The organism is Phyllobacterium sp. 1468, from assembly GCF_031455525.1.
Taxonomy (GTDB): domain Bacteria; phylum Pseudomonadota; class Alphaproteobacteria; order Rhizobiales; family Rhizobiaceae; genus Phyllobacterium.
In genome coordinates this window covers 1-19,472 of sequence record NZ_JAVDSX010000003.1, presented here as the reverse complement: position 1 = coordinate 19,472, position 19,472 = coordinate 1, and the positions used below count along the sequence as shown (strand labels likewise).

Genomic DNA, 19,472 nt, shown 5'->3' with positions numbered 1-19,472 from the left:
ACGCCATCTGTATGACGCCTGAAGGCATATCGGAGCTAATCTCGCGAGTTTCGCTACGGGACCGCGCCGCTTTCGATGTGCTGTATGCCGCCACAAGCGCGAAACTTTTTGGGGTCTGCCTGCGTGTCTTGGGTAATCGAACGGAAGCAGAAGACGCACTACAGGACATCTACGTCAAGATTTGGAACAAAGCGGGCCGATTCGCCGTCGCTGACACGAGTCCTATTTCATGGCTGGTGGCGATCGCCCGCAATCACTGCATCGACATATTGCGGTCCCGAAAGCCTGCAGCCGTCGAATTGGATCAGGCTGCAGCCGTGTCCGAGCCCTCACCCAATCCCGAACAGGCCGCCGTTGCCAGTGGGGAAGCGCAACGGATCTATGATTGCCTCGGCCGGCTTGAGGCTGACAGAGCAGCGGCCGTCCGTGGCGCCTACCTGAATGGTGACAGTTACGAGGTGTTGGCCAGCCGCCATAAGGTGCCGTTGAATACAATGAGAACCTGGCTGCGCCGCAGCCTGATAAAGTTGAAGGAATGCCTAGAGGGATGAGCCCGACTGAACCCGATGACAACATGATACCGGAAGGTGATGATTTCATTGCCGCCGAATATGTGTTGGGTGTGATCCCCCAGCAGGAGCGCCGGGAGGTTGCGCGCCGTATCGAAACGGACAAGCCGTTTGCGGACCTGGTTGCACGCTGGCAGACACAATTGGACCCTCTCAACGATGAGTACGACGCGGCGCAAGCCCCGCAACATCTGAAGAGCCGGATCGATCAACGCCTCTTTGCCATCGAAGTGGCCGCCAGTTCGTCGTTCTGGAACAATATTGCCTTTTGGCGCGGACTGGCCTTCGCCGCCCTTGCTTTTGCTGTGATCGGAATTGGCCGTGATTTGATCGAGCGTCCTGCCCGGATCAGAGAGCAACTGGTCGCATCTATGGAGACACAAGGCAGCAGCGTTCGCACGCTTGCGATCTTTGATGACCAGACCAAGAAACTGAAAGTAACCGTGGTCAGCGGCGACATTCCAAAGGACCGCTCACTTGAACTTTGGCTGATTGCCGGCAACGAAGCGCCCGTCTCGCTCGGCCTGATGGTTTCCCCGCAAGTGACAGAGTTCAACCTATCGTCGCCATTACTCGCCAAGCTACGTGATGGTACAACACTGGCGCTGACTTTAGAGCCTGTCGGAGGTGCACCAGGCGGCGCTCCTACCGGGCCAATCGTCGCTGCGGGCGTCGTCCGCAAAATTTAGAGCGCCAATTTTTGACGTCGTCTGAAACTTAAGTCTCCGACCTCCCGTATCTCCATCTGTCCTCACCTGAGGGGAAACAAACAATGGAGATGTAGTATGTTGAAGAAATCATTGGGCCTGATCGCACTTTCGGCCCTGCTGGTTGCCGGAACTGCGTACGCCAAGAACCCCACCGTGGGCGGTGCGGCCATGTACGAAAACAAGAATATCATTGAAAACGCCGTGAACTCCAAAGATCACACGACACTGGTGGCTGCAGTCAAAGCGGCCGGCCTTGTCGAGACGCTTCAGGGCAAGGGGCCTTTTACGGTATTCGCCCCTACAAATGAGGCATTTGCCGAGCTCCCGAAAGGCACCGTCGAGACGCTGCTAAAGCCGGAAAACAAGGAAAAGCTGGCGAAGATTCTGACCTGCCACGTCGTTGCTGCCGACGCTTCATCCAAGACGATTATGAAGATGATCGATGATGACGAAGGCGCGCATCCGGTGAAGACGGTCGGTGGATGCGTCTGGACGGCAAAGTACAAGGGCAAGAAGCTTACTTTGACCGATGAAAACGGCACGGTGGCCACCGTTACCATCGCCAATGTCAAGCAATCGAACGGCGTCATCCACGTAATCGACAAGGTTCTTCTGCCAAAAATGTAGTCAGAGACGCCTGGTTCATTTGCGCAGAGTGAACCAGGTTTTGCCCCGCCGATCCTCCGGATCGCGTGGGGCCTTTTTTATTTACGCTGTTCTTCGAGGAGCTGTGCAATTGCCCCCCGGAGTTCATCCAGCCCCCCACCTTTCTCAGACGATGTCGCCAGGATTTCCGGATAGGCCGCGGCGCGCCTTCTGATGGCCTGTGCCGTCTCTTCGATCAAACGCGGCACTCCGGCGGGTTTGATCTTGTCGATCTTGGTCAAGACGATCTGGTAAGATACAGCGGCTCGATCGAGTAGATCCAATACCTCGGCGTCGTTCTTCTTCACCCCGTGGCGGGCATCAATCAGCAGGTAGACACGCTTGAGCGTCGTACGTCCGCGCAAATAATCGAAAACCAGCCGTGTCCAAGCATCAACCTGTTCTTTGGGCGCTTCAGCGAAACCATACCCCGGCATATCCACGACCGCGAGGGGAGGAAGATCGCCGTCTTCGCCGGAATGGCCATCTGGAACGAAATAGTTGAGCTCCTGCGTCCGTCCAGGTGTATTCGATGTCCGGGCCAACCCCTTCTGGCCAATGATCGCGTTGATCAAGGACGACTTTCCCACGTTGGAACGCCCGGCGAACGCGATTTCGAGCGGGCCCTCCGGCGGCAGAAACTTCATCGCAGGAACGCCGCGGATAAAAATCCAGCCCTGCGCGAAGAGCAATCTGCCCTTCTCGATGAGCCTGTTGATGTTTTGCTGCGTTTCGCTCAATTTTCTTCCATCCATTCGCCGCAGACGGCCATGCTTGCAATCAATGTTTATGGGAGGCTTGTCAACCGCGCAAAAGAAAAGCCCCCGATCAATCAAGCCGGGGGCCTTCTGGGTAAGTTTAGCGATTCATCGCTATTCGGCGGGTTTCGGCTTCTTGCGGAAAAGCCCTGTGAGATTGTCCCACAATTCGACCTTGACCCCCTGACGCTTCATTATGATGCCCTGCTGGATAATGGACAGCGTATTGTTCCACGCCCAGTAGATCACCAATCCTGCCGGGAAACTCGACAACATGAATGTGAATATGAGCGGCATCCAGTTGAAGATCATCTGCTGGGTCGGATCCGGCGGTGTCGGGTTCATGCGCATCTGCAGGAACATCGTGACGCCCATGATCAAAGGCCAGACGCCGATCATCAGGAAAGCAGGGACTGCCCACGGGATCAGGCCGAAAAGATTGAACAAAGATGTCGGATCGGGAGCCGCCAGATCCTGGATCCAGCCGAAGAACGGCGCGTGGCGCATTTCTATGGTAACGTAGAGGACCTTATAGAGCGCAAAGAAAACCGGAATCTGTATCAGGACCGGCCAACAGCCCGCAATCGGGTTGATCTTCTCCGTCTTGTACAATTCCATCATGGCTTGCTGCTGCTTGACCTTGTCATCCGCATATTTCTCGCGGATTTCGGCCATCTTCGGCTGTACCAGCTTCATCCTCGCCATAGAGGCATAGGACTTGTTGGCAAGCGGGAAGAACAAACCCTTCAAGATCACGGTCACGACCAGGATGGCCACGCCGAAGTTTCCAATAGCCTTGTAAAGCCAGTCGATCAGATAGAACATCGGCTCTGTGATGAAATAGAACCAGCCCCAGTCGATCAGATTCTTGAAGAGCGGAATGTGCAGATCATTCATGTAGGCATTGATTCTGCCGACCTCTTTCGCGCCTGCGAATATGAGATTTTCGGTGGATGCCGACTGACCCGGCTGGATCGTCGTCGGATCAGACAGATAGTCGCTTTGATAGCGCGGACGTCCATCATCGAAAAATGAAAAGCGAATCTTGAACGGCGTCGCCTGTGCTGGAACGAGCGCTGCAGCCCAGTATTTGTCGGTAATTCCAACCCATCCGCCGGTGGTCGAACGGTCCGGCGCAACTTCGCGCTCTTTTTCAATTGCGGCAAACTTGTACTCGATCAGTTTGTCATTGACCACGCCAATCGGGCCCTCGTGCAGCACGTAGGTGCTTGGATGCAAAGGCTTCGAGAAGCGCGTCACACGTCCGTAAGAGGCCAGCGAAACAGGTGCCGAGGTCGTGTTGCTGACAGCGTCCTTGACTGTGAACATGTAGTTCTCGTCGACACTGATCGTCCGTTTGAAGACCAGACCCTTCTCATTGGTATAGGACAGGGTAACAGGTGTGGACGCGGTCAAATCGTTGTTGCCCTCGCGGGTCCAAACGGTCGTCGGGCCTGGAACGGTCCCGGTCAGGTCATTTCCCGCGAACCCAACCTCAACAAACTGGCCGTCGGCCATCTGCGCAGGGCTAAGCAACTCGATATTTGGCGAATTGTCGTCGACAGTCTCATGATAATGCTTCAGCTGCAGATCATCCAGCCGCGCTCCGGTCAGGCTGATCGAGCCGCCAAGGCTGGGTGTGTCGATCTTGATGCGCTGGGTCTGACCAAGGGCGGCGGCACGCGTGAGACTACCCGCCTGAACAGCATCTTGCGATTGGCCTGGGACATTTGCGGCTGGATTGCCAGCAGTCGAAGACGGGAGATTATTTGCTGCATTGCCGTTTGTGGCAGTGCCGGCTGGCGTGCTCGCCTGCCCGTCAACACGCGTTTGTCCTTGCCGCGTAGCCTCGATCTGGGCCTGTTCGCGCTGCGCTTCGATCTTGGGGTTCATGTAGAACACCTGCCAAAGCGTCAGGATCACAATGGACAAGGCAATGGTGATGAAGAAATTACGGTTGGTTTCCATTGTCAGTCCTTGGGTCGGGTTCGCGAGTACCTGTCAAGGCTTGGTCGAACGCCGGGTCAATATTTTCCTGGAAACCCGTTTGGAGAGTTCCCGCGTCAACTCAGCGAATGGCGCGTTCAGCGCATCGCGGCGAGCAACGATCACATAGTCGGTTCCAGCTTGCATGTCATCAGCAACATTGACGCGCACCGCCTCTCGGAGGCGCCGCTTGATGCGATTGCGAATAACAGCATTCCCGTTCTTTTTGGTGACCGTGAAACCTACGCGCGGGGGTCCAACCTGGTCCTCTCGCTCTTTGACTTCAACAAGAAAGTAGACGCCGCGGCGCTTTTCTCCGTTTCGGACAGCCAAAAACTCCGCTCTCTTGCGAAGGCGGAGTGGTTTTTGCTCATTCATTCTATGGTGCCAACTCTGGCTAACCGCACAAGTCTGCGCGGAATGCCTTATGCCGACAACCGCTTGCGACCGCGAGCGCGACGCGCTGCAATAACCTTGCGGCCGCCTGCCGTTGCCATGCGGGCACGGAACCCGTGGCGACGTGCGCGGACAAGCTTGGATGGCTGATAAGTACGCTTCATTTGTTAAATACCGCGGTGTGCGGCCCTTCTTGTGGTCTGTTCTTGACAGGAGCATATCAGGACCGCCGTTAGCATATGCGAATATGCCGTCGATATTCGTCGTGGGGGCGGTCAGCCCGGACGTGCGCGGCTTATAGAGGCCCGATGCTGATAAGTCAATTGATTGACGCGATTCAAAAATAGGCAAATCCACGCAACTGATTTATTGTGCTGGGCAAGCATTTGACCTAAATCGAATGCCGATGGAGCGTATATGACGGCGACTCAGCAAAAGCCAGAAAACACGAGTGTGCCTCTGCATGCCGGTCGGCGTTTGCCCGTTCTGAAACGTCTTTCCGGCAAGTTGCTGCGCCTCACCCTCCTGTTTGGCCTTCTCGCGGAAGTGATGATTTTCGTACCTATCATTGCAGATATGCGTATTCGTTGGCTTTCCGACCGGCTCAACACGGTTGCTGCGGCGAGCGTCGTGCTAGCTGCGAGCGATAGCGAGAATGTACCGCAATCGGTGCAGAACGACGTCCTTCTTGCGACGGGAACGAAAGCGATCGTGTTACGCGAAAAAGGCGCCTCCCGGCTCCTTGCCGTATCGGAAATGCCTTCCAAAGTTGACAAGCACATCGATATCACTGTCACCGATCCGATTACGATGATCCGCGATGCATTCGATACGCTGATCAATGGCGGACACCGGGTTATCCGTGTTTATGGTCCGGTTGGGGATACCGGCAAAATCATCGAACTCCTCACTTCCGATGCCCCGCTGCGGAATGCAATGCTGCGATATGCGGGGAATGTCGCACTGATCTCGTTGTTTATTTCGCTCATTACTGCGGGCTTGGTTTTCCTGACGATCAGCCGCTTGCTGATCCGGCCCATCCAGCGCATGAGTGACAACATGCTGGCTTTCGCCCAGGCGCCAGACGATCCGCAGCGTATTATCAAGCCGGAAGCTCGCGAAGACGAGCTCGGCATCGCCCAACGGGAGCTCGCAGACATGCAGCACCAGTTGCAACGTACGCTTTCGGAACAGAAACATCTCGCCGACCTAGGCTTGGCGGTTTCCAAGATCAACCACGACATGCGCAATATCCTGGCCTCGGCCCAGCTCATATCCGATCACCTTGCAAACACCAGCGATCCGGCCATCCAGCGTTTCGTGCCGAAATTGGTACGTACCATCGATCGCGCGATCAATTATTCGCAGACCGTGCTCGCCTATGGCGGTACGCAGGAAGCACCGCCGCAGAGACGGCGGGTCAAGTTGCGCACGATCATCAGCGACGTCGAGGAGATGCTTAACCTCGACGCAAAATCGGAGATTGAGTTCAAGAACCTGGTACCGGCCGATTTTGAAATCAATGTCGATCCGGATCAATTCTTCCGCGTCATTTCCAATCTGTGCCGCAACTCGGTGCAAGCCATGGCCAGCGACACCCGAAGTGATCCGTCCGTGGTCAAGCGATTGACGATAACGGCAGGACAGATCGGCACAACCTCTATCATCGGCATTGACGATACCGGGCCCGGCCTGCCGCCCAAGGCGCGCGAAAATCTGTTTACAGCCTTCAAAGGGTCGGCAAGATCTGGTGGCACCGGTCTTGGTCTTGCTATTGTCCATGAACTTGTACGAGCTCACGGGGGAACGATTGAGTTGCGGGGAGACGATGGAGCGGGAACAAGTTTTGAAATTCGTATACCGGACCAGCCGGTATCCTTGGCCGAATGGCGTTCCCGCCGGGACTCAGCATCCTGACATGAAACGCCGCAATGGCTGATTATCTCTACACCCACCTGCCGCATATCTTCTTTGTGCTGTCGATCGTTCTCGGCGTCCCGGCGGCCGTTCACGCCACAATGACCAAGGAAGAGGTCCGCGCCGCCATCGGCTGGGTCGGCGTCATCATCCTGTCCCCGGTCATCGGTGCACTCATCTATGCCGTCGCAGGCATTAACCGCATCCGGCGGTCGTCCATCTCCTCGCAACGCAAATTCCTGCACGAGATTGGCCAGGACGTCTTCATGCGTTTCGATGCCAAGGACAAACATGTTCTGGCGCATTTCGAAAAACGTTTTGCGGCAATGAAGACACTTGGAGATCGCGTCAGCCGATGCCGGCTTACGACCGCCAACGACATCGACATACTGCAAGGCGGCGATGAAGCCTATCACGCCATGCTATCCGAGATTAACCAGGCCCAACGCAGCATTCTGGTTGAGACCTACATCTTCGACCGGGACAAGCTTGGTCTGCGCATCGCCGACGCCCTGATTGTCGCCGTCAAGCGCGGGGTCGAGGTGAGAATACTGATCGACGCGGTGGGTGCTCGATATTCCATTCCGAGCATCGTCGGCTATCTCGCCAAGCACAACATCAAAGTTGCCGTCTTTAACGGTAATATTATCATGGGGTTACGCCTGCCCTATGCCAATCTTCGCACCCACCGCAAGATAATGGTCATCGACGGGCGTGTAGCCTTTACCGGCGGAATGAATATCAGGGCAGGTTTTTCAGCGGAAGTCGTAGGCGAAGACAATGCGCGTGACACGCATTTCCGATTAACCGGGCCGATCGTGACGGATCTGTTTCATATTGCGTCCGAGGATTGGCGATTTACGACTCATGAGATGCTCACAGGGGAGCCCTGGCATATCGCCACGCCGGACAAGCAGCCGGGGGATCCCGTGTTCATTCGCGCCGTACCGTCGGGACCTGATCGCAGTGTTGAAGCCAATCACCGGATGCTGATGGGCGCGTTTTCCGTTGCACAATCGCGCATTCGCATCATGTCACCCTATTTTCTGCCGGACCGCGAATTGATCAGCGCGCTGGTAACGGCCGCACGCCGCGGGGTCGAGGTGGACATCGTCGTGCCCTCAATCAACAATCTCAAGCTGGTGGACCGCGCCATGACGGCACAGTTCGACCAGATCCTAAAAGGTCACTGCCGCATCTGGCGCGCCCGCGGTAACTTCAACCATTCCAAACTTTTGGTGGTCGATGGGCAGTGGGCCTATGTCGGATCGTCAAATCTTGATCCGCGGTCGTTAAGGCTGAATTTCGAAGTCGATCTTGAGGTGATGGATGCAGCATTTGCGTCCGAAGTGGAAGCGCTTATCGAGAACGCAATGGCCTCAGCGAAGCCGGTTCTGCTTCAAAACCTGCGCGCCAGGTCGTTCTGGGTGCGCCTGGTAGAGCGAATCATCTGGCTAGGCTCGCCCTATCTTTGATTTCTTCTGTTTCGGCCAACGCCGATTTCAGATCGACATAGGCTTTGATCGGCAAATGATCAGATGCGACACGGGCCAAGGGTGTATCGTGAACCTCGATCGTTGTTACAAGGCTGTGCGGATGACCAAGAACGCGATCCAGGGCCAAGACAGGAAATCGCGACGGAAAGCTCGGCACCGCATTTTTTGCCGGGTCGAAGACCGGGCGAAGAAAGTGCAATGACGAACCTTTGCCCACGCGCCATTCGTTCAAGTCGCCCAATAGCAAAGCCGGACGCGATGGATCTGCCTTCACGGCATTCAAAATTGCTTCTGATTGTTGTTGTCGCGAGTGTCTGAGGAGGCCCAGATGTGCGGCAATGATGCGAAGCGGGCCTGCTTCCAGATCGATATCGACCACCAATGCACCGCGCGGCTCGAGGCCGGGTAGTACAAGTTGTTGAACACGGCGAACGACGCCTTCGCGGAACAACAGCAGATTGCCGTGCCAGCCATGGCCTTTTGGGTAAAGCGAAGTTACCGGAACTGGAACAAGGCTGTTCTCGCGATGGAGACGGGCAAGATCGAGCAAGCCTGTCCTTTCGCCAAAACGCTTGTCGGCCTCCTGAATGGCGATGACGTCCGCGCCAATTTCGCCAATCACGTGGGCAACGCGATCCGGGTCGAATTTCTTATCGATCCCGACACATTTGTGGACATTGTAGGAAGCAATCAGCAGATCGTTGCGCACGACCCGGGTAATGCCAGCCGGGCGTTTGTTACGGTTCCTGACCGCGGCGAAAATGCTGGCGGAGACGCTGGGTCTGGTGTGCCGCATCGGCTTCTTGCTGTCCATCGCTTAGAGATATGTCGGGATGCCAAGAATGGCAAGCGAATGAGTAGACGCTCTTAGTCTATCGTCGGGGTGGTCGTTTGTCATCGATAACCATAACTTCTTGGGATGAATCCATTTAGTTTTTGCTGCGGTCACGTTACATTTAGCTGCACGAAGGACGCTGAGAGGGCTACGGTGATGAACGGCATTCAACTCTTTGCCTTTGTTATCCTACCGCTTGCGCTTGCTGCCGGAGGCTGGCCGGTTGTGCTGTTGAATGAACGGCACAACCGGCGATAGTGTTCGCTTAAAACCTGCTTCCAACCATATGCGCCAGCTGCGCACCCACTTCATAGTATCCTTCACGGATTGCCCGCAGGCCCTGGTCCTTTGGCGGCGTCACCGGCAGTGGCAATTCGGCCTCGGTTATCTTGCCGACTATATGCTCAGCGAGAAGACGGCCAAACACTGTGCCCGGCGCGATGCCGCGGCCGTTGTAACCACTGAAACTGATGGTATTCGGAGCGAGCGTGTGGAAACGGGGCAGACTGTCGTTCGTCATGCCGATCTTGCCATACCAGCCAGCTTCAAATTTTACATCCTTGATCTGCGGAAAAAGCTTGCGGATTGATCGCGCTGCCCACGCCTTATGCACGGCCATGCCGGTGCCGCGCAATGCACCGACGCTGCCGAAAATCAGCCGCCCTGCCCGGTCCATGCGGAAGGAACTCAATATTTCTTTCGTATCCCAGCCGCCTTGCTTTTCGGGAAGGACGGTTTTCCGCACTTCTTCCGGCAGCGGCGCAGTGGCGAAATTGAAATAGGGGAGATGCAGAAGCTCCGCCCGCAATTCCGGCCAAGGCGATGTCGTATAAGCATTCGTCGCAACGATGACCCAGTCCGCGGCAATCGTGCCTGAAGGTGCTCGCAGGATCCAACGCTTACCGGAACGCTCCGTCGCCATTACCGGCGTCCCGGTGTAAACAGCGGCGCCAACACTCAGAGCAGCCTTGGCGAGCCCGCGAACATAGCCCAGCGGCTGAATTGTGCCTGCCCTGTTATCCAATAACGAAGCCATGTATGCATTAGAGCCCACCTTGGCGGCGGTTTCTTTTGCATCCAGCAGTCGAACCGCAGCGCCCCGGGCAAGCCATTGTTCGGCCCGTTGCTCCAGCTGCTTCAGCCCGTCCTGGCCAAGCGCACAGTGCAGTGTGCCTTTGCGCTCGAGTTCGCAGTCGATGTTGTATTTGTCGACAAGATCAAAAACTGATTGCGGCGCGTTTCCGAGCAGTTCCAGGAGGCGCTCGCCATGAACCTCTCCCAATACTCCCGGCAGATCATTTGGCATGACCCACATACCCGCGTTGACGAGGCCGACATTTCTGCCTGAACCGCCGTACCCTATCTCAACGGCATCGACGACTGCCACCTTGGTTCCTGCTTCGGCCAGATGCAAAGCCGCAGAAAGCCCGGTGAAGCCTGCACCGACCACCGCCACATCGACGGAGATATCCCCAACCAGCCGTTCCGTCTTCGGCGCGGGTGGCGCGGTCTTTTCCCACAGGCCGTGGGAACGTTCATCATTCAGCATGGGATCACCGTCAGGTCGGCCGGAGAAAACCGGCTCATAAACATGTCGTTATAGGGTGTGATCGTGCCAACGGAAATGAAATTTCTTGAACACATGATGCGGTCACCGAATGATCAAGGGTACCGTCGGCCCTTCAGTAACTTGATGGGCAATCCAGGTGATGAAGCTCTGTGCCAGAGCGTTCTCCTTCTTGTGGTCGGGCACCACAAGGTAGTAGCTGTTCTCGGTCTGGAGGGGCTGCTCGAACAGCACGAGCAAGCGCCCTGACGCGACCTCTTGCTCAATCAAATATCGTGGCAGCAATGCGAAGCCCAGACCGGCAAGCGCTGCCTCTATAACCATGGAAAAATATTCAAATCGGTGGCCTTTATAGGGCGTCGCAATCTCTGCCTGTACCGTTTCGAACCAGGAGGCCCAAGCCTTGGGCCGTGTCGAGAGATGCAACAATGGCGCTGAGCTTGCCAGTTCGGCTGGTGTCTTGACGGGATTGGCCGCGCAAAGCTTCGGGCTTCCGACGGGTACAATCAGTTCACTGCAGAGATAGGTGCATGTGGCGTGCGCCCAGATCGGCTGGCCATAGTGGATGGCCAGATCGAAAGGCTCCTCCTCGAAATCGAAGGGTTCGGACCGCGATGCGACGCTGAGCGCCATTTCGGGATGGCGGTGCAGGAAATCGGGAAGCCTCGGCATCAACCAGCGGCTGCCGAAGGTCGGCAGCGTGGCGATGTTCAGGGATGATGCCGACTGTGACGCCGCCATGGCGCGCAGCATCATCTCTTCGGTCAACCCGAGCAGGCGCCGTACTTCCGGAAGAAACTTCTGTCCTGCATCGGAAAGTACAACACGTTGACGAATGCGCTCGAACAACAGCACGCCGATCTGGCCTTCGAGTTCGCTCATCTGCCGGCTGACAGCACTTTGCGTAAGATTGAGCTCTCTCGCCGCTTGGGTGAAACTACCATGCCGAGCCGCACATTCGAATGTCTGCAGAATATCGATGTCCGGGATCAATCTGCGGCTTAACTTCATTCTTATCTCGCATCAACCCAGTTTGAATCATCGCAATCCGCAAGCCATTATATTATGTATAATCCAGTTTAAGCATGACGGCGATGAATTTTGCTGTCGCACCACTGCAACGGAACCATCATTGTGAAATCAACAAGTTTTGTCTCGACAGATGCTATTCGCGCATCTTTCTCTTCAGCCATGTCCTCCATGTACCGGACGGAAGTTCCCGCCTACGGGACACTTCTGTCGCTTGTCGCGAAAGTGAACGCACAAACGCTTGCCGGATCGCCGGAACTGAGACATCGCCTCGAAAAAACCGACACGCTTGACCGTATTTCGGAAGAGCGGCACGGTGCTATCCGTGTCGGCACGCCAGCAGAATTGGCCATGCTGCGCCGGGTGTTCGCCATCATGGGCATGTACCCGGTCGGCTATTACGATCTGAGTGAGGCCGGCGTTCCCGTTCATTCCACCGCCTTCCGGCCGACAAGCGATGCAGCGTTGAAGATCAACCCGTTTCGGGTTTTTACTTCATTGCTGCGGCTTGATCTCGTTGCGGATGCAGAGCTTCGCAATGAAGCCAGGAAGGTCCTCGAAGCACGGCAGATTTTCACTGCAGAGGCGATTTCTCTCATTGAGAAAGCCGAGACCGAAGGCGGCCTCAACCCTGACGATGCGGCGCGTTTCGTACAGGAAATCCTCGAAACCTTCCGTTGGCACGATCATGCCAGTGTTAGCGGTGAGCTTTATGACCGCCTGCACGATGCGCACCGGCTGATCGCCGATGTCGTGTCTTTCAAGGGACCGCACATCAATCATCTGACGCCGCGCACACTGGATATCGATGCGGTTCAGGCCCTGATGCCAGCACACGGTATTTCGCCAAAGGCAGTGATCGAAGGCCCTCCGACACGGGCTTGCCCCATTCTCCTGCGCCAGACCTCATTCAAGGCGCTTGAGGAAAATGTATCGTTCCGCAACGTCCAAGGGCAATGGGAGGCCGGCTCGCATACGGCCCGCTTCGGCGAAATCGAGCAGCGTGGCATTGCGCTAACCCCTAGAGGTCGCGCGCTCTACGACCAACTCCTGGTCAAATCGCGTGAAGTAGTTCGCCCTGCCGCCGATGGCTCGAATGCCGCAGCCTACGTTGCTGCGTTGGCGGCTGCGTTCAAAGCCTTCCCGGATGATTGGAATGATATTCGCATCAATGGGCTCGGTTATTTCCGCTACTCTGTCGTCGAGTGCTTTCCGGTGAACACGCTTTCCCCTCGCGAGGCCGCCAACATCGAAACCCTCGTCGCGATGGGCGCCGTCCAGTTCGACCCGATCGTCTATGAGGATTTTCTGCCGGTGAGTGCCGCCGGAATTTTCCAATCCAATCTCGGCGACGATGCGAGCCAGAAATTCGCAGCGAGCCCTAGTCAGCGCCAATTCGAGGACGAGCTTGGCGTACCGGTTCTCGATGAATTCGCTCACTATGAACGCCTTGAAAAGGCATCCATCGATGCCTGCCTGAGACACTTCAAACCCATCGCGCTCGCAAGCTGAGCAGCGGCTGTATCAAAAATTAGAACCGCCTGATAAAGAGCCGCCCCAAACCGGCAGGCGAACAGACAAAGGAAAAGCAAGATGACCATTGCTCAAGAAGTGAAAGCACTCCTTTCCAAGCTCGGCGTAGCTGAATCCGCCCATACCGGAGGCAATATGCCTTCCTTTAGTCCCGTAAGCGGAGAGAAGATCGCTGACGTGGTGGTCCATTCGGCAGACGACACGGCGAAGACCATCGAACAGGCCGATGCAGCCTTCCGCGAATGGCGTCTGGTTCCTGCCCCAAGGCGCGGTGAACTCGTGCGTCTGTTCGGCGAGGAGTTGCGGGCGCTGAAGAGTGAACTCGGCCGCCTCGTTTCCATCGAAGCTGGCAAGATCCCGTCCGAAGGCCTCGGTGAAGTCCAGGAAATGATCGACATTTGCGATTTTGCTGTCGGCTTGTCGCGCCAGCTCTACGGCCTGACCATTGCAACTGAACGTCCCGGACATCGCATGATGGAAACTTGGCATCCGCTCGGCGTCGTTGGCGTAATTTCCGCTTTCAATTTCCCGGTTGCGGTCTGGTCGTGGAACACAACGCTTGCACTCGTGTGCGGTAACGCTGTCGTGTGGAAGCCATCGGAAAAAACGCCTCTAACCGCGCTTGCGTGCCAAGCCATCTTTGAGCGCGCCGCCAAGCGTTTTGGTGATGTTCCCGCCGGCCTTACCCAGGTGCTGATGGGCGACCGTACCGTTGGTGAGACGCTCGTCGATCATCCGAAGGTTGCGCTGGTATCGGCGACCGGATCAACCCGCATGGGCCGCGAGGTCGGGCCGCGTCTCGCCAAGCGTTTCGCTCGCTCGATCCTCGAGCTGGGGGGCAACAATGCCGGCATCGTCTGCCCCTCGGCCGATCTCGACATGGCACTGCGTGCTATTGCCTTCGGTGCAATGGGAACGGCCGGGCAGCGTTGCACAAGCCTTCGCCGTCTTTTCGTCCATGACAGCGTTTATGAAACGCTCGTGCCCCGCTTGAAAAAAGCCTATGAGAGCGTTTCCGTCGGCAGTCCGCTCGATACATCGGCGTTGGTCGGCCCGCTTATCGACAAGGCAGCCTTTGACAATATGCAAAAGGCGCTTAGGCAAGCAATCGATCATGGTGGCAAGGTAACGGGCGGTGAGCGCATCGATACCGGATACGCCAATGCCTATTATGTCCGACCCGCTCTCGTCGAAATGCCAAAACAGGATGGGCCGGTTACCGAAGAAACCTTTGCTCCTATCCTCTATGTCATGAAGTACAGCGATTTCGACAAAGCGATCGCCGATCACAACGCAGTCGGAGCGGGGCTGTCATCCTCCATTTTCACGCTCAATCTACAGGAGGCCGAACGTTTCCTGAGTGCTGACGGTTCTGACTGTGGTATCGCCAACGTTAATATCGGCACGTCCGGCGCTGAAATCGGCGGGGCATTTGGCGGCGAGAAGGAAACGGGTGGCGGGCGCGAATCCGGATCGGACGCATGGAAGGCCTATATGCGCCGTGCCACAAATACGGTGAACTATTCGTCAGCCCTTCCCCTGGCTCAGGGTGTATCCTTCGACATCGACTAATCAGATTTCAAACGCCGTTCCCGGAAACCGGGGACGGCGCCTTAGGCAGAATATCATGCCTGAAATTGTTCGCCGACAAATTCCCAGTTAACAAGCTTGCCAAGAACTGCCGCAACGTGTTCCGGGCGGCGGTTCTCGTAATCCAGATAATAAGCGTGCTCCCAGACATCGATACCGAGCAACGCTTTCTTGCCCTCCGCGAGCGGATCGCCGGCATCCTGCATGCCAACGATTGAGAGCTTTTCCCCATCCTTGGTCAGCCATATCCATCCTGTGCCAAACACGTTGTCGCCCTCGGCAGTAATCTTCTTCTTCAGTTCGTCAAAGCCGCCAAAACTGTTCTCGATGGCTTGCAGGAATTCACCTTTGGGTGCCGCAGGTCCGCCTTCGAACTGTTGCCAATAGAGATTATGGTTCCATGCCTGTGCGGCGTTGTTGAAGATCGCGGTATCCCCGTCTTTTTTGGCGCGCACGACCACCTCTTCGAGGGAGAGATCGGCATAGGGTGTCTTTTCAACCAAGGTATTGAGCTTCTTGAAGTAACCGGCGTGGTGTTTTCCATAATGGAGGCCGACTGTTCTCGTTGAAATCACCGGCGCAAGCGCGCCTTCCACGTAAGGCAGTTCGGGCTGTTTGAAGGGCGCGGCGGCGCGAGCCTTGATGGCCGGGGCAAAGAGCGTTGTCGCGGCGGCGGCTCCTGAGAGCGCCAATACATGACGTCGGTTCATCTGCATATTGATCTCCTACGGTCTTCTACGGACGCTGGACACAGATATCTCATAAATGGTGCCCAACTGCTTTAACATGTTTGTGATGGCGAAGCGCCAAGCATGTAGATCTCCTGATCAAGCGTGCCGGCGAATGCCCTCTATTTCCCGGCGCAAAACTGAAATTCGTCATTGAAGCGGCGGGCCGCATCGGTTAGAAACGCTTCGCGCATATAGGGTCAACGCCTTATCAGCACCCGTAGCTCAGCTGGATAGAGTGCTGCCCTCCGAATCCGGCTAAAGCCCTGAAACTAAAGATGTTTTTCCCTTTATCCTGAAGGCTTTTCTGCTGCCAAGAAGCGGGATTTTTCCGGACAAGGCACGTATGCGCCACTCTTAGTAAGCTGCACGGGAACGGAACTATGGAAACTTGTCTTTTGGATACTCCCAAGAAAGCCGAAGTGTGTCTTCCTCCGAAAGCAATATAGGCAAACCAGTCTCAAGCGGGTCAATCCGTTTTACATATCCTTCAGCCCATTCGATCCATTCGCGAACGGCGGGCAAATCTTGATCTACCTTGATCAGATATTCCCAATTCCTTTCCGAGTTGAGTAATGGGCTTGGACCACACCAACTCATATAGCTCCTGCCGCGTAAATGACGCCATGCCGCCTCCTATTACATATTCCTGAGTTTCACGGGGACGCTGGGCTGAGCAGTCGAGGTCTTTATCTCAAGAGAATCCAAACTCGTCCATTTCTCACAAAGTTTAATTGATTTCTCAAGCGGTTCTTATCGCTGGTCACCTACCCCATACCTAATCGTCTACCATCCGCCAGCTAACTCGGCGGGATTAGCCCACGTTGATGTGCATCCAACTCAGCCGAAATTTGCTAGACTGGAGAAAAACAAAAAAAGGGGGCCGAAATGTTTGAGTTGACAGATGGGGCTATGCTGATCGTTATTGCGATCACAACGGCTATTGGTGCCTATATCTTTTTTGGAATCTCGATCGTGCAGCTTCCAGCCTTCTAGGGGTGGCTATTTTCTATCGACTTCCATTCGCTCATAGCGAGATAACTGCCCCCATATGACCTACCGCCCAGCTTCCGGCATTTGCATGACCGCCAGGATCGACTGCAGCTGGGTTAGCCATTTGCGCGACCTCGACTGCGGTTCGCTGTTCCTAATGTTCCCTCACCTCTTGTTCGATCCTGATCGCCAGACCGAGGAAATCCCGCAATAGAGTCCGGTGATTCCTAATCCGAACGGATTATCACCGTATTTTTGCCGAGCTGTTGTCTCATTTCGGACATTTTCGGACCACGTTGCATTTGCGCAACAATGGCCCTATTTGGCTCGAAATATCGCCTTTTCGAGCATATTTGACCATCTTCTTCGCCAAAATCCTTCTTGCGAGCATCCAAAATACTCCCGAATCTCGATTCTAGGCGTTTCGATCTAGTGGTTTGCCCGACCGAGAGCCTCTTGAAACGAGTTGCGCGCTATCACGGCTTCGTTACCTATACGTAATGGTAACGAATTGACCCGAGTTTGGACGCAAGTGCAGGGGTTTTTGGGAGGGCTTAATGAATAGAACAATATCTACAATCGCCGGCGGCGCTCTACTTCTTACGAGCGTCGCCTCCGGTGCGCAGGCGGGTGGGCTTGAGCGCGGTGGATACAGTTGGGATCTTCTATTTAACAACGGAACAGTTGCGACCGATGCAGGCGTCACTCATGTCATGCCGGAGCGCCGAATCAAGAATGCGCGCGATACCGATCCTAGCAATGGGCCAGGCTTCGGAAGCACGAGTGTAGACGAGACCCCTTCATACAATGTCCCTCGCTGGAGCGGCAAGGTCGGCATCACGCCAGAGTTCGATTGTTTGGCGAGCTATCAACAGCCGTGGGGCGTTCACACCAATCCAGGCTATGCCTGGCAAGGTAACGCCAGCAACATCGAAACCGAGATTACCAGCAACGATTATGGTTTGACCTGTTCCTACAAATGGCAGGTAGGTCCGGGCTTCCTTCGAGGCATAGCCGGCGTCTCGTATCAGGAGATCGAGGGCTTTAAGACCAGAATGGTCAATAGCCTCATTCCACTAAGCGGAGCGTTTCCGGGTTTTGATGGCACTGGAACACTCGATATTAAAGGCGATGGTTGGGGCTGGCGCGCTGGCGTTGCCTATGAGATTCCTGAATACGAAATGCGCTTCAGCCTTATCTACAATGCAGAGATTGACCTCGGCGAGGTCAACGGCACCGTGGACTTGACCGAAATCCCGAGAGCGCTTGCGTCTGCCAGAAATCCCTTTTTAGGAACAGTCACAGACGTATATGGCACAGCAACCCTGCCACAGCAGCTTGAGTTCAAATGGCAGACAGGCATCGCTCCAGAATGGCTCGCCTTTGGCACGGTCAAGTGGACCGACTGGAGTGTCCTCGGTGTTATCCCCTTCTGCCCCACGGTTACAAAGTCGTTAGGCTCATGCAACCCTAGCTCTCCATTCCGCCTCACATCTCTCGATCTGATGTTCCAGGACGGTTGGTATGTTATGGCCGGCATTGGCCATCAGTTTACTCCAAAATGGAGTGGCGCTGCTCAAATCAGCTGGGATCGGGGCACATCAACTGGCTTGACCACACAGACCGACACCTACCTGCTTTCAGTCGGCGCTCAATACCAGCCGAACAAATCTTGGCAACTCCAGGCCGGCGCTGCGGTGGGCATGTTGTCCTCGGGCAGCTACGGTCCAACAGCTTGCGAGGGCAATCAAGCTTGCGGCGTAGACGCTGCCTATGAGTTTGGCGACGACTTCGTGTCGGCTCTGTCCGTCTCCGCGAAGCTGAAATTTTAAGTGGCTTCTGAGGCCAGGGTTTTCTTAGCTGAAACCTTGGCCTCATAGAGGATTTTCCGGACGCTCCAGCGTGAGCAGTGATGTTTATGCGCTATGTCCTCGATGGACATCCCTCCCCTGCCGTCAGTAGCTACAGCCTCCCGATCAATGATGCCCGACACCGGCACTTCAAGATCACGCCGCATCAGTGATTTCTTGATTGCTGCATAGTTCCTGCTGCCAAATGCTATTCCAATATCGGTCAAGGACGTTCCGCGCAGCCTCACATACGCCTCGGCGATTGCGTCATCGCGAGCCTCTACTATGTGCGGTTTGCGAGACCTGTCGATGAGGTCGGCGCTCGATAGCTGATTGCACTCGGCAACAATTCCGATGATATCCTCAATGGAGGGGTCAAGTAGGCTATCTAGAGCAGCGTAGGCGTTGTTCATGCTTGAATTCCATGGTTGCAATCGTCATGCGATTTCTAGCCGGTTCGATCTTTTAAATCCACGCGTGTTCAATGTCGGAAGCTGTCAGTAAACGACCGTTTGAAAATGCCGATAATCGGCTTCAGACTGCAACATGCTATGAGTTCAATTCAAGAATCCTACGGTAGGGATCATTTGGAGCTCACAGTCATCAGAGGCTACGTCAAACGACTCTTAGCGAACGCCCGCGTCGTCAGCTATTTGTTGGGACTCGCCCTGAATATGTGCCTGAGCTGCAGAGCGTCGTCGAGATAACTTCAAGCTCAGGGCTGGACAATTAAACAGCGAGTAGGCAGGCCGGTTCTTCGTCCGTCCGCTCAAGTGCTGTGGGTTCTACTTCAAATGCAACGGCGGGCGAGGGTAGGCTATAGTGGTGGCGATATGATTTCAACAAGCTGGTCTCTGAACACTTCGGTTG

The 19,472-nt window shown here is 55.5% G+C and carries 18 protein-coding genes; 9 read left to right on the top strand and 9 right to left on the bottom strand.

Annotated features, from left to right (window positions below; translation table 11 throughout):
* Positions 1-11 precede the first annotated feature (11 nt).
* The 3 genes from J2X72_RS09265 to J2X72_RS09255 all read left to right on the top strand — a co-directional run bounded on the left by J2X72_RS09265 (position 12) and on the right by J2X72_RS09255 (position 1,906).
* Positions 12-551 (top strand): sigma-70 family RNA polymerase sigma factor, encoded by a 540-nt coding sequence (locus J2X72_RS09265; RefSeq protein ID WP_310071119.1) that lies wholly within the window; start codon positions 12-14, stop codon positions 549-551.
* Positions 548-1,258: an anti-sigma factor domain-containing protein gene (locus tag J2X72_RS09260; RefSeq protein WP_310071116.1), complete on the top strand. Its 711-nt coding sequence runs from the start codon at positions 548-550 to the stop codon at positions 1,256-1,258. The genes J2X72_RS09265 and J2X72_RS09260 overlap by 4 nt, the downstream gene beginning before the upstream one ends.
* Positions 1,259-1,354: 96 nt before the next feature.
* Positions 1,355-1,906, top strand: a complete 552-nt coding sequence (locus tag J2X72_RS09255) for a fasciclin domain-containing protein (RefSeq protein ID WP_209998239.1) — start codon at positions 1,355-1,357, stop codon at positions 1,904-1,906.
* A 77-nt stretch (positions 1,907-1,983) separates the two neighbouring features.
* On the opposite strand, the gene yihA is transcribed toward J2X72_RS09255, so the two are convergent.
* The 4 genes from yihA to rpmH all read right to left on the bottom strand — a co-directional run bounded on the left by yihA (position 1,984) and on the right by rpmH (position 5,228).
* Positions 1,984-2,643, bottom strand: a complete 660-nt coding sequence (gene yihA / locus J2X72_RS09250) for a ribosome biogenesis GTP-binding protein YihA/YsxC (RefSeq protein ID WP_310072160.1) — start codon at positions 2,641-2,643, stop codon at positions 1,984-1,986.
* A 153-nt stretch (positions 2,644-2,796) separates the two neighbouring features.
* Positions 2,797-4,650, bottom strand: coding sequence for a membrane protein insertase YidC (gene yidC, locus J2X72_RS09245; protein WP_310071111.1), 1,854 nt, complete (start codon positions 4,648-4,650; stop codon positions 2,797-2,799).
* A 33-nt stretch (positions 4,651-4,683) separates the two neighbouring features.
* Positions 4,684-5,046 carry a ribonuclease P protein component gene (gene rnpA / locus J2X72_RS09240; protein ID WP_209998242.1) on the bottom strand — a complete coding sequence of 121 codons (363 nt, stop codon included), beginning with the start codon at positions 5,044-5,046 and terminating at the stop codon, positions 4,684-4,686.
* Between the two features lie 47 nt (positions 5,047-5,093).
* The gene (gene rpmH / locus J2X72_RS09235; RefSeq protein WP_040853797.1) at positions 5,094-5,228 is read right to left on the bottom strand and encodes a 50S ribosomal protein L34; all 135 of its coding nucleotides are present in this window, start codon (positions 5,226-5,228) and stop codon (positions 5,094-5,096) included.
* 253 nt (positions 5,229-5,481) lie between these two features.
* Between rpmH and J2X72_RS09230 the strand changes: the two genes are divergently transcribed.
* Together J2X72_RS09230 and cls are read left to right on the top strand one after the other, a co-directional pair.
* Positions 5,482-6,981, top strand: coding sequence for a HAMP domain-containing sensor histidine kinase (locus J2X72_RS09230; protein ID WP_310071097.1), 1,500 nt, complete (start codon positions 5,482-5,484; stop codon positions 6,979-6,981).
* 14 nt (positions 6,982-6,995) lie between these two features.
* Entirely contained in the window at positions 6,996-8,456 is a 1,461-nt protein-coding gene (gene cls / locus J2X72_RS09225; RefSeq protein ID WP_310071095.1) for a cardiolipin synthase, read from the top strand.
* On the opposite strand, the gene J2X72_RS09220 is transcribed toward cls, so the two are convergent.
* The 3 genes from J2X72_RS09220 to J2X72_RS09210 form a co-directional block, all read right to left on the bottom strand.
* The gene (locus J2X72_RS09220; protein WP_209998245.1) at positions 8,428-9,273 is read right to left on the bottom strand and encodes an endonuclease/exonuclease/phosphatase family protein; all 846 of its coding nucleotides are present in this window, start codon (positions 9,271-9,273) and stop codon (positions 8,428-8,430) included. The two genes, cls and J2X72_RS09220, sit on opposite strands and share 29 nt — an antisense overlap.
* 304 nt (positions 9,274-9,577) lie before the next feature.
* A complete protein-coding gene (locus J2X72_RS09215) occupies positions 9,578-10,861 on the bottom strand; it encodes an FAD-binding oxidoreductase (protein ID WP_310071092.1) in 1,284 nt (427 codons plus the stop codon).
* Between the two features lie 102 nt (positions 10,862-10,963).
* Entirely contained in the window at positions 10,964-11,890 is a 927-nt protein-coding gene (locus J2X72_RS09210; protein ID WP_310071091.1) for a LysR family transcriptional regulator, read from the bottom strand.
* A 123-nt stretch (positions 11,891-12,013) separates the two neighbouring features.
* Between J2X72_RS09210 and J2X72_RS09205 the strand changes: the two genes are divergently transcribed.
* Positions 12,014-13,420 carry a VOC family protein gene (locus J2X72_RS09205; RefSeq protein WP_310071088.1) on the top strand — a complete coding sequence of 469 codons (1,407 nt, stop codon included), beginning with the start codon at positions 12,014-12,016 and terminating at the stop codon, positions 13,418-13,420.
* Positions 13,421-13,501: 81 nt separating this feature from the next.
* The gene (locus J2X72_RS09200; RefSeq protein WP_310071086.1) at positions 13,502-15,013 is read left to right on the top strand and encodes an aldehyde dehydrogenase family protein; all 1,512 of its coding nucleotides are present in this window, start codon (positions 13,502-13,504) and stop codon (positions 15,011-15,013) included.
* 53 nt (positions 15,014-15,066) lie between these two features.
* Here the strand turns inward: J2X72_RS09200 and J2X72_RS09195 are convergent, their stop codons facing one another.
* Complete coding sequence (locus tag J2X72_RS09195; protein ID WP_405044679.1) at positions 15,067-15,747, bottom strand: superoxide dismutase; 681 nt, start codon at positions 15,745-15,747, stop codon at positions 15,067-15,069.
* 1,562 nt (positions 15,748-17,309) lie between these two features.
* Here J2X72_RS09195 and J2X72_RS09190 point away from each other — a divergent pair.
* Entirely contained in the window at positions 17,310-18,584 is a 1,275-nt protein-coding gene (locus J2X72_RS09190; RefSeq protein ID WP_114428177.1) for an OmpP1/FadL family transporter, read from the top strand.
* Here the strand turns inward: J2X72_RS09190 and J2X72_RS09185 are convergent.
* Entirely contained in the window at positions 18,581-19,015 is a 435-nt protein-coding gene (locus tag J2X72_RS09185) for a helix-turn-helix domain-containing protein (protein ID WP_310071079.1), read from the bottom strand. The genes J2X72_RS09190 and J2X72_RS09185 overlap by 4 nt on opposite strands.
* A 105-nt stretch (positions 19,016-19,120) precedes the next feature.
* Between J2X72_RS09185 and J2X72_RS25065 the strand changes: the two genes are divergently transcribed.
* Positions 19,121-19,309 (top strand): plasmid partitioning protein RepB C-terminal domain-containing protein, encoded by a 189-nt coding sequence (locus tag J2X72_RS25065; RefSeq protein WP_405044678.1) that lies wholly within the window; start codon positions 19,121-19,123, stop codon positions 19,307-19,309.
* Positions 19,310-19,472 lie beyond the last annotated feature (163 nt).

Bases quoted from the DNA above. Each gene is read 5' to 3' on its own strand.
- J2X72_RS09265 (WP_310071119.1), top strand. From the start codon at position 12: ATGACGCCTGAAGGCATATCGGAGCTAATCTCGCGAGTTTCGCTACGG.
- J2X72_RS09260 (WP_310071116.1), top strand. From the start codon at position 548: ATGAGCCCGACTGAACCCGATGACAACATGATACCGGAAGGTGATGAT.
- J2X72_RS09255 (WP_209998239.1), top strand. From the start codon at position 1,355: ATGTTGAAGAAATCATTGGGCCTGATCGCACTTTCGGCCCTGCTGGTT.
- yidC (WP_310071111.1), bottom strand. From the start codon at position 4,650: ATGGAAACCAACCGTAATTTCTTCATCACCATTGCCTTGTCCATTGTG.
- rnpA (WP_209998242.1), bottom strand. From the start codon at position 5,046: ATGAATGAGCAAAAACCACTCCGCCTTCGCAAGAGAGCGGAGTTTTTG.
- rpmH (WP_040853797.1), bottom strand. From the start codon at position 5,228: ATGAAGCGTACTTATCAGCCATCCAAGCTTGTCCGCGCACGTCGCCAC.
- J2X72_RS09230 (WP_310071097.1), top strand. From the start codon at position 5,482: ATGACGGCGACTCAGCAAAAGCCAGAAAACACGAGTGTGCCTCTGCAT.
- cls (WP_310071095.1), top strand. From the start codon at position 6,996: ATGGCTGATTATCTCTACACCCACCTGCCGCATATCTTCTTTGTGCTG.
- J2X72_RS09220 (WP_209998245.1), bottom strand. From the start codon at position 9,273: ATGCGGCACACCAGACCCAGCGTCTCCGCCAGCATTTTCGCCGCGGTC.
- J2X72_RS09215 (WP_310071092.1), bottom strand. From the start codon at position 10,861: ATGCTGAATGATGAACGTTCCCACGGCCTGTGGGAAAAGACCGCGCCA.
- J2X72_RS09210 (WP_310071091.1), bottom strand. From the start codon at position 11,890: ATGAAGTTAAGCCGCAGATTGATCCCGGACATCGATATTCTGCAGACA.
- J2X72_RS09200 (WP_310071086.1), top strand. From the start codon at position 13,502: ATGACCATTGCTCAAGAAGTGAAAGCACTCCTTTCCAAGCTCGGCGTA.
- J2X72_RS09195 (WP_405044679.1), bottom strand. From the start codon at position 15,747: ATGCAGATGAACCGACGTCATGTATTGGCGCTCTCAGGAGCCGCCGCC.
- J2X72_RS09190 (WP_114428177.1), top strand. From the start codon at position 17,310: ATGAATAGAACAATATCTACAATCGCCGGCGGCGCTCTACTTCTTACG.
- J2X72_RS09185 (WP_310071079.1), bottom strand. From the start codon at position 19,015: ATGAACAACGCCTACGCTGCTCTAGATAGCCTACTTGACCCCTCCATT.
- J2X72_RS25065 (WP_405044678.1), top strand. From the start codon at position 19,121: ATGCCGATAATCGGCTTCAGACTGCAACATGCTATGAGTTCAATTCAA.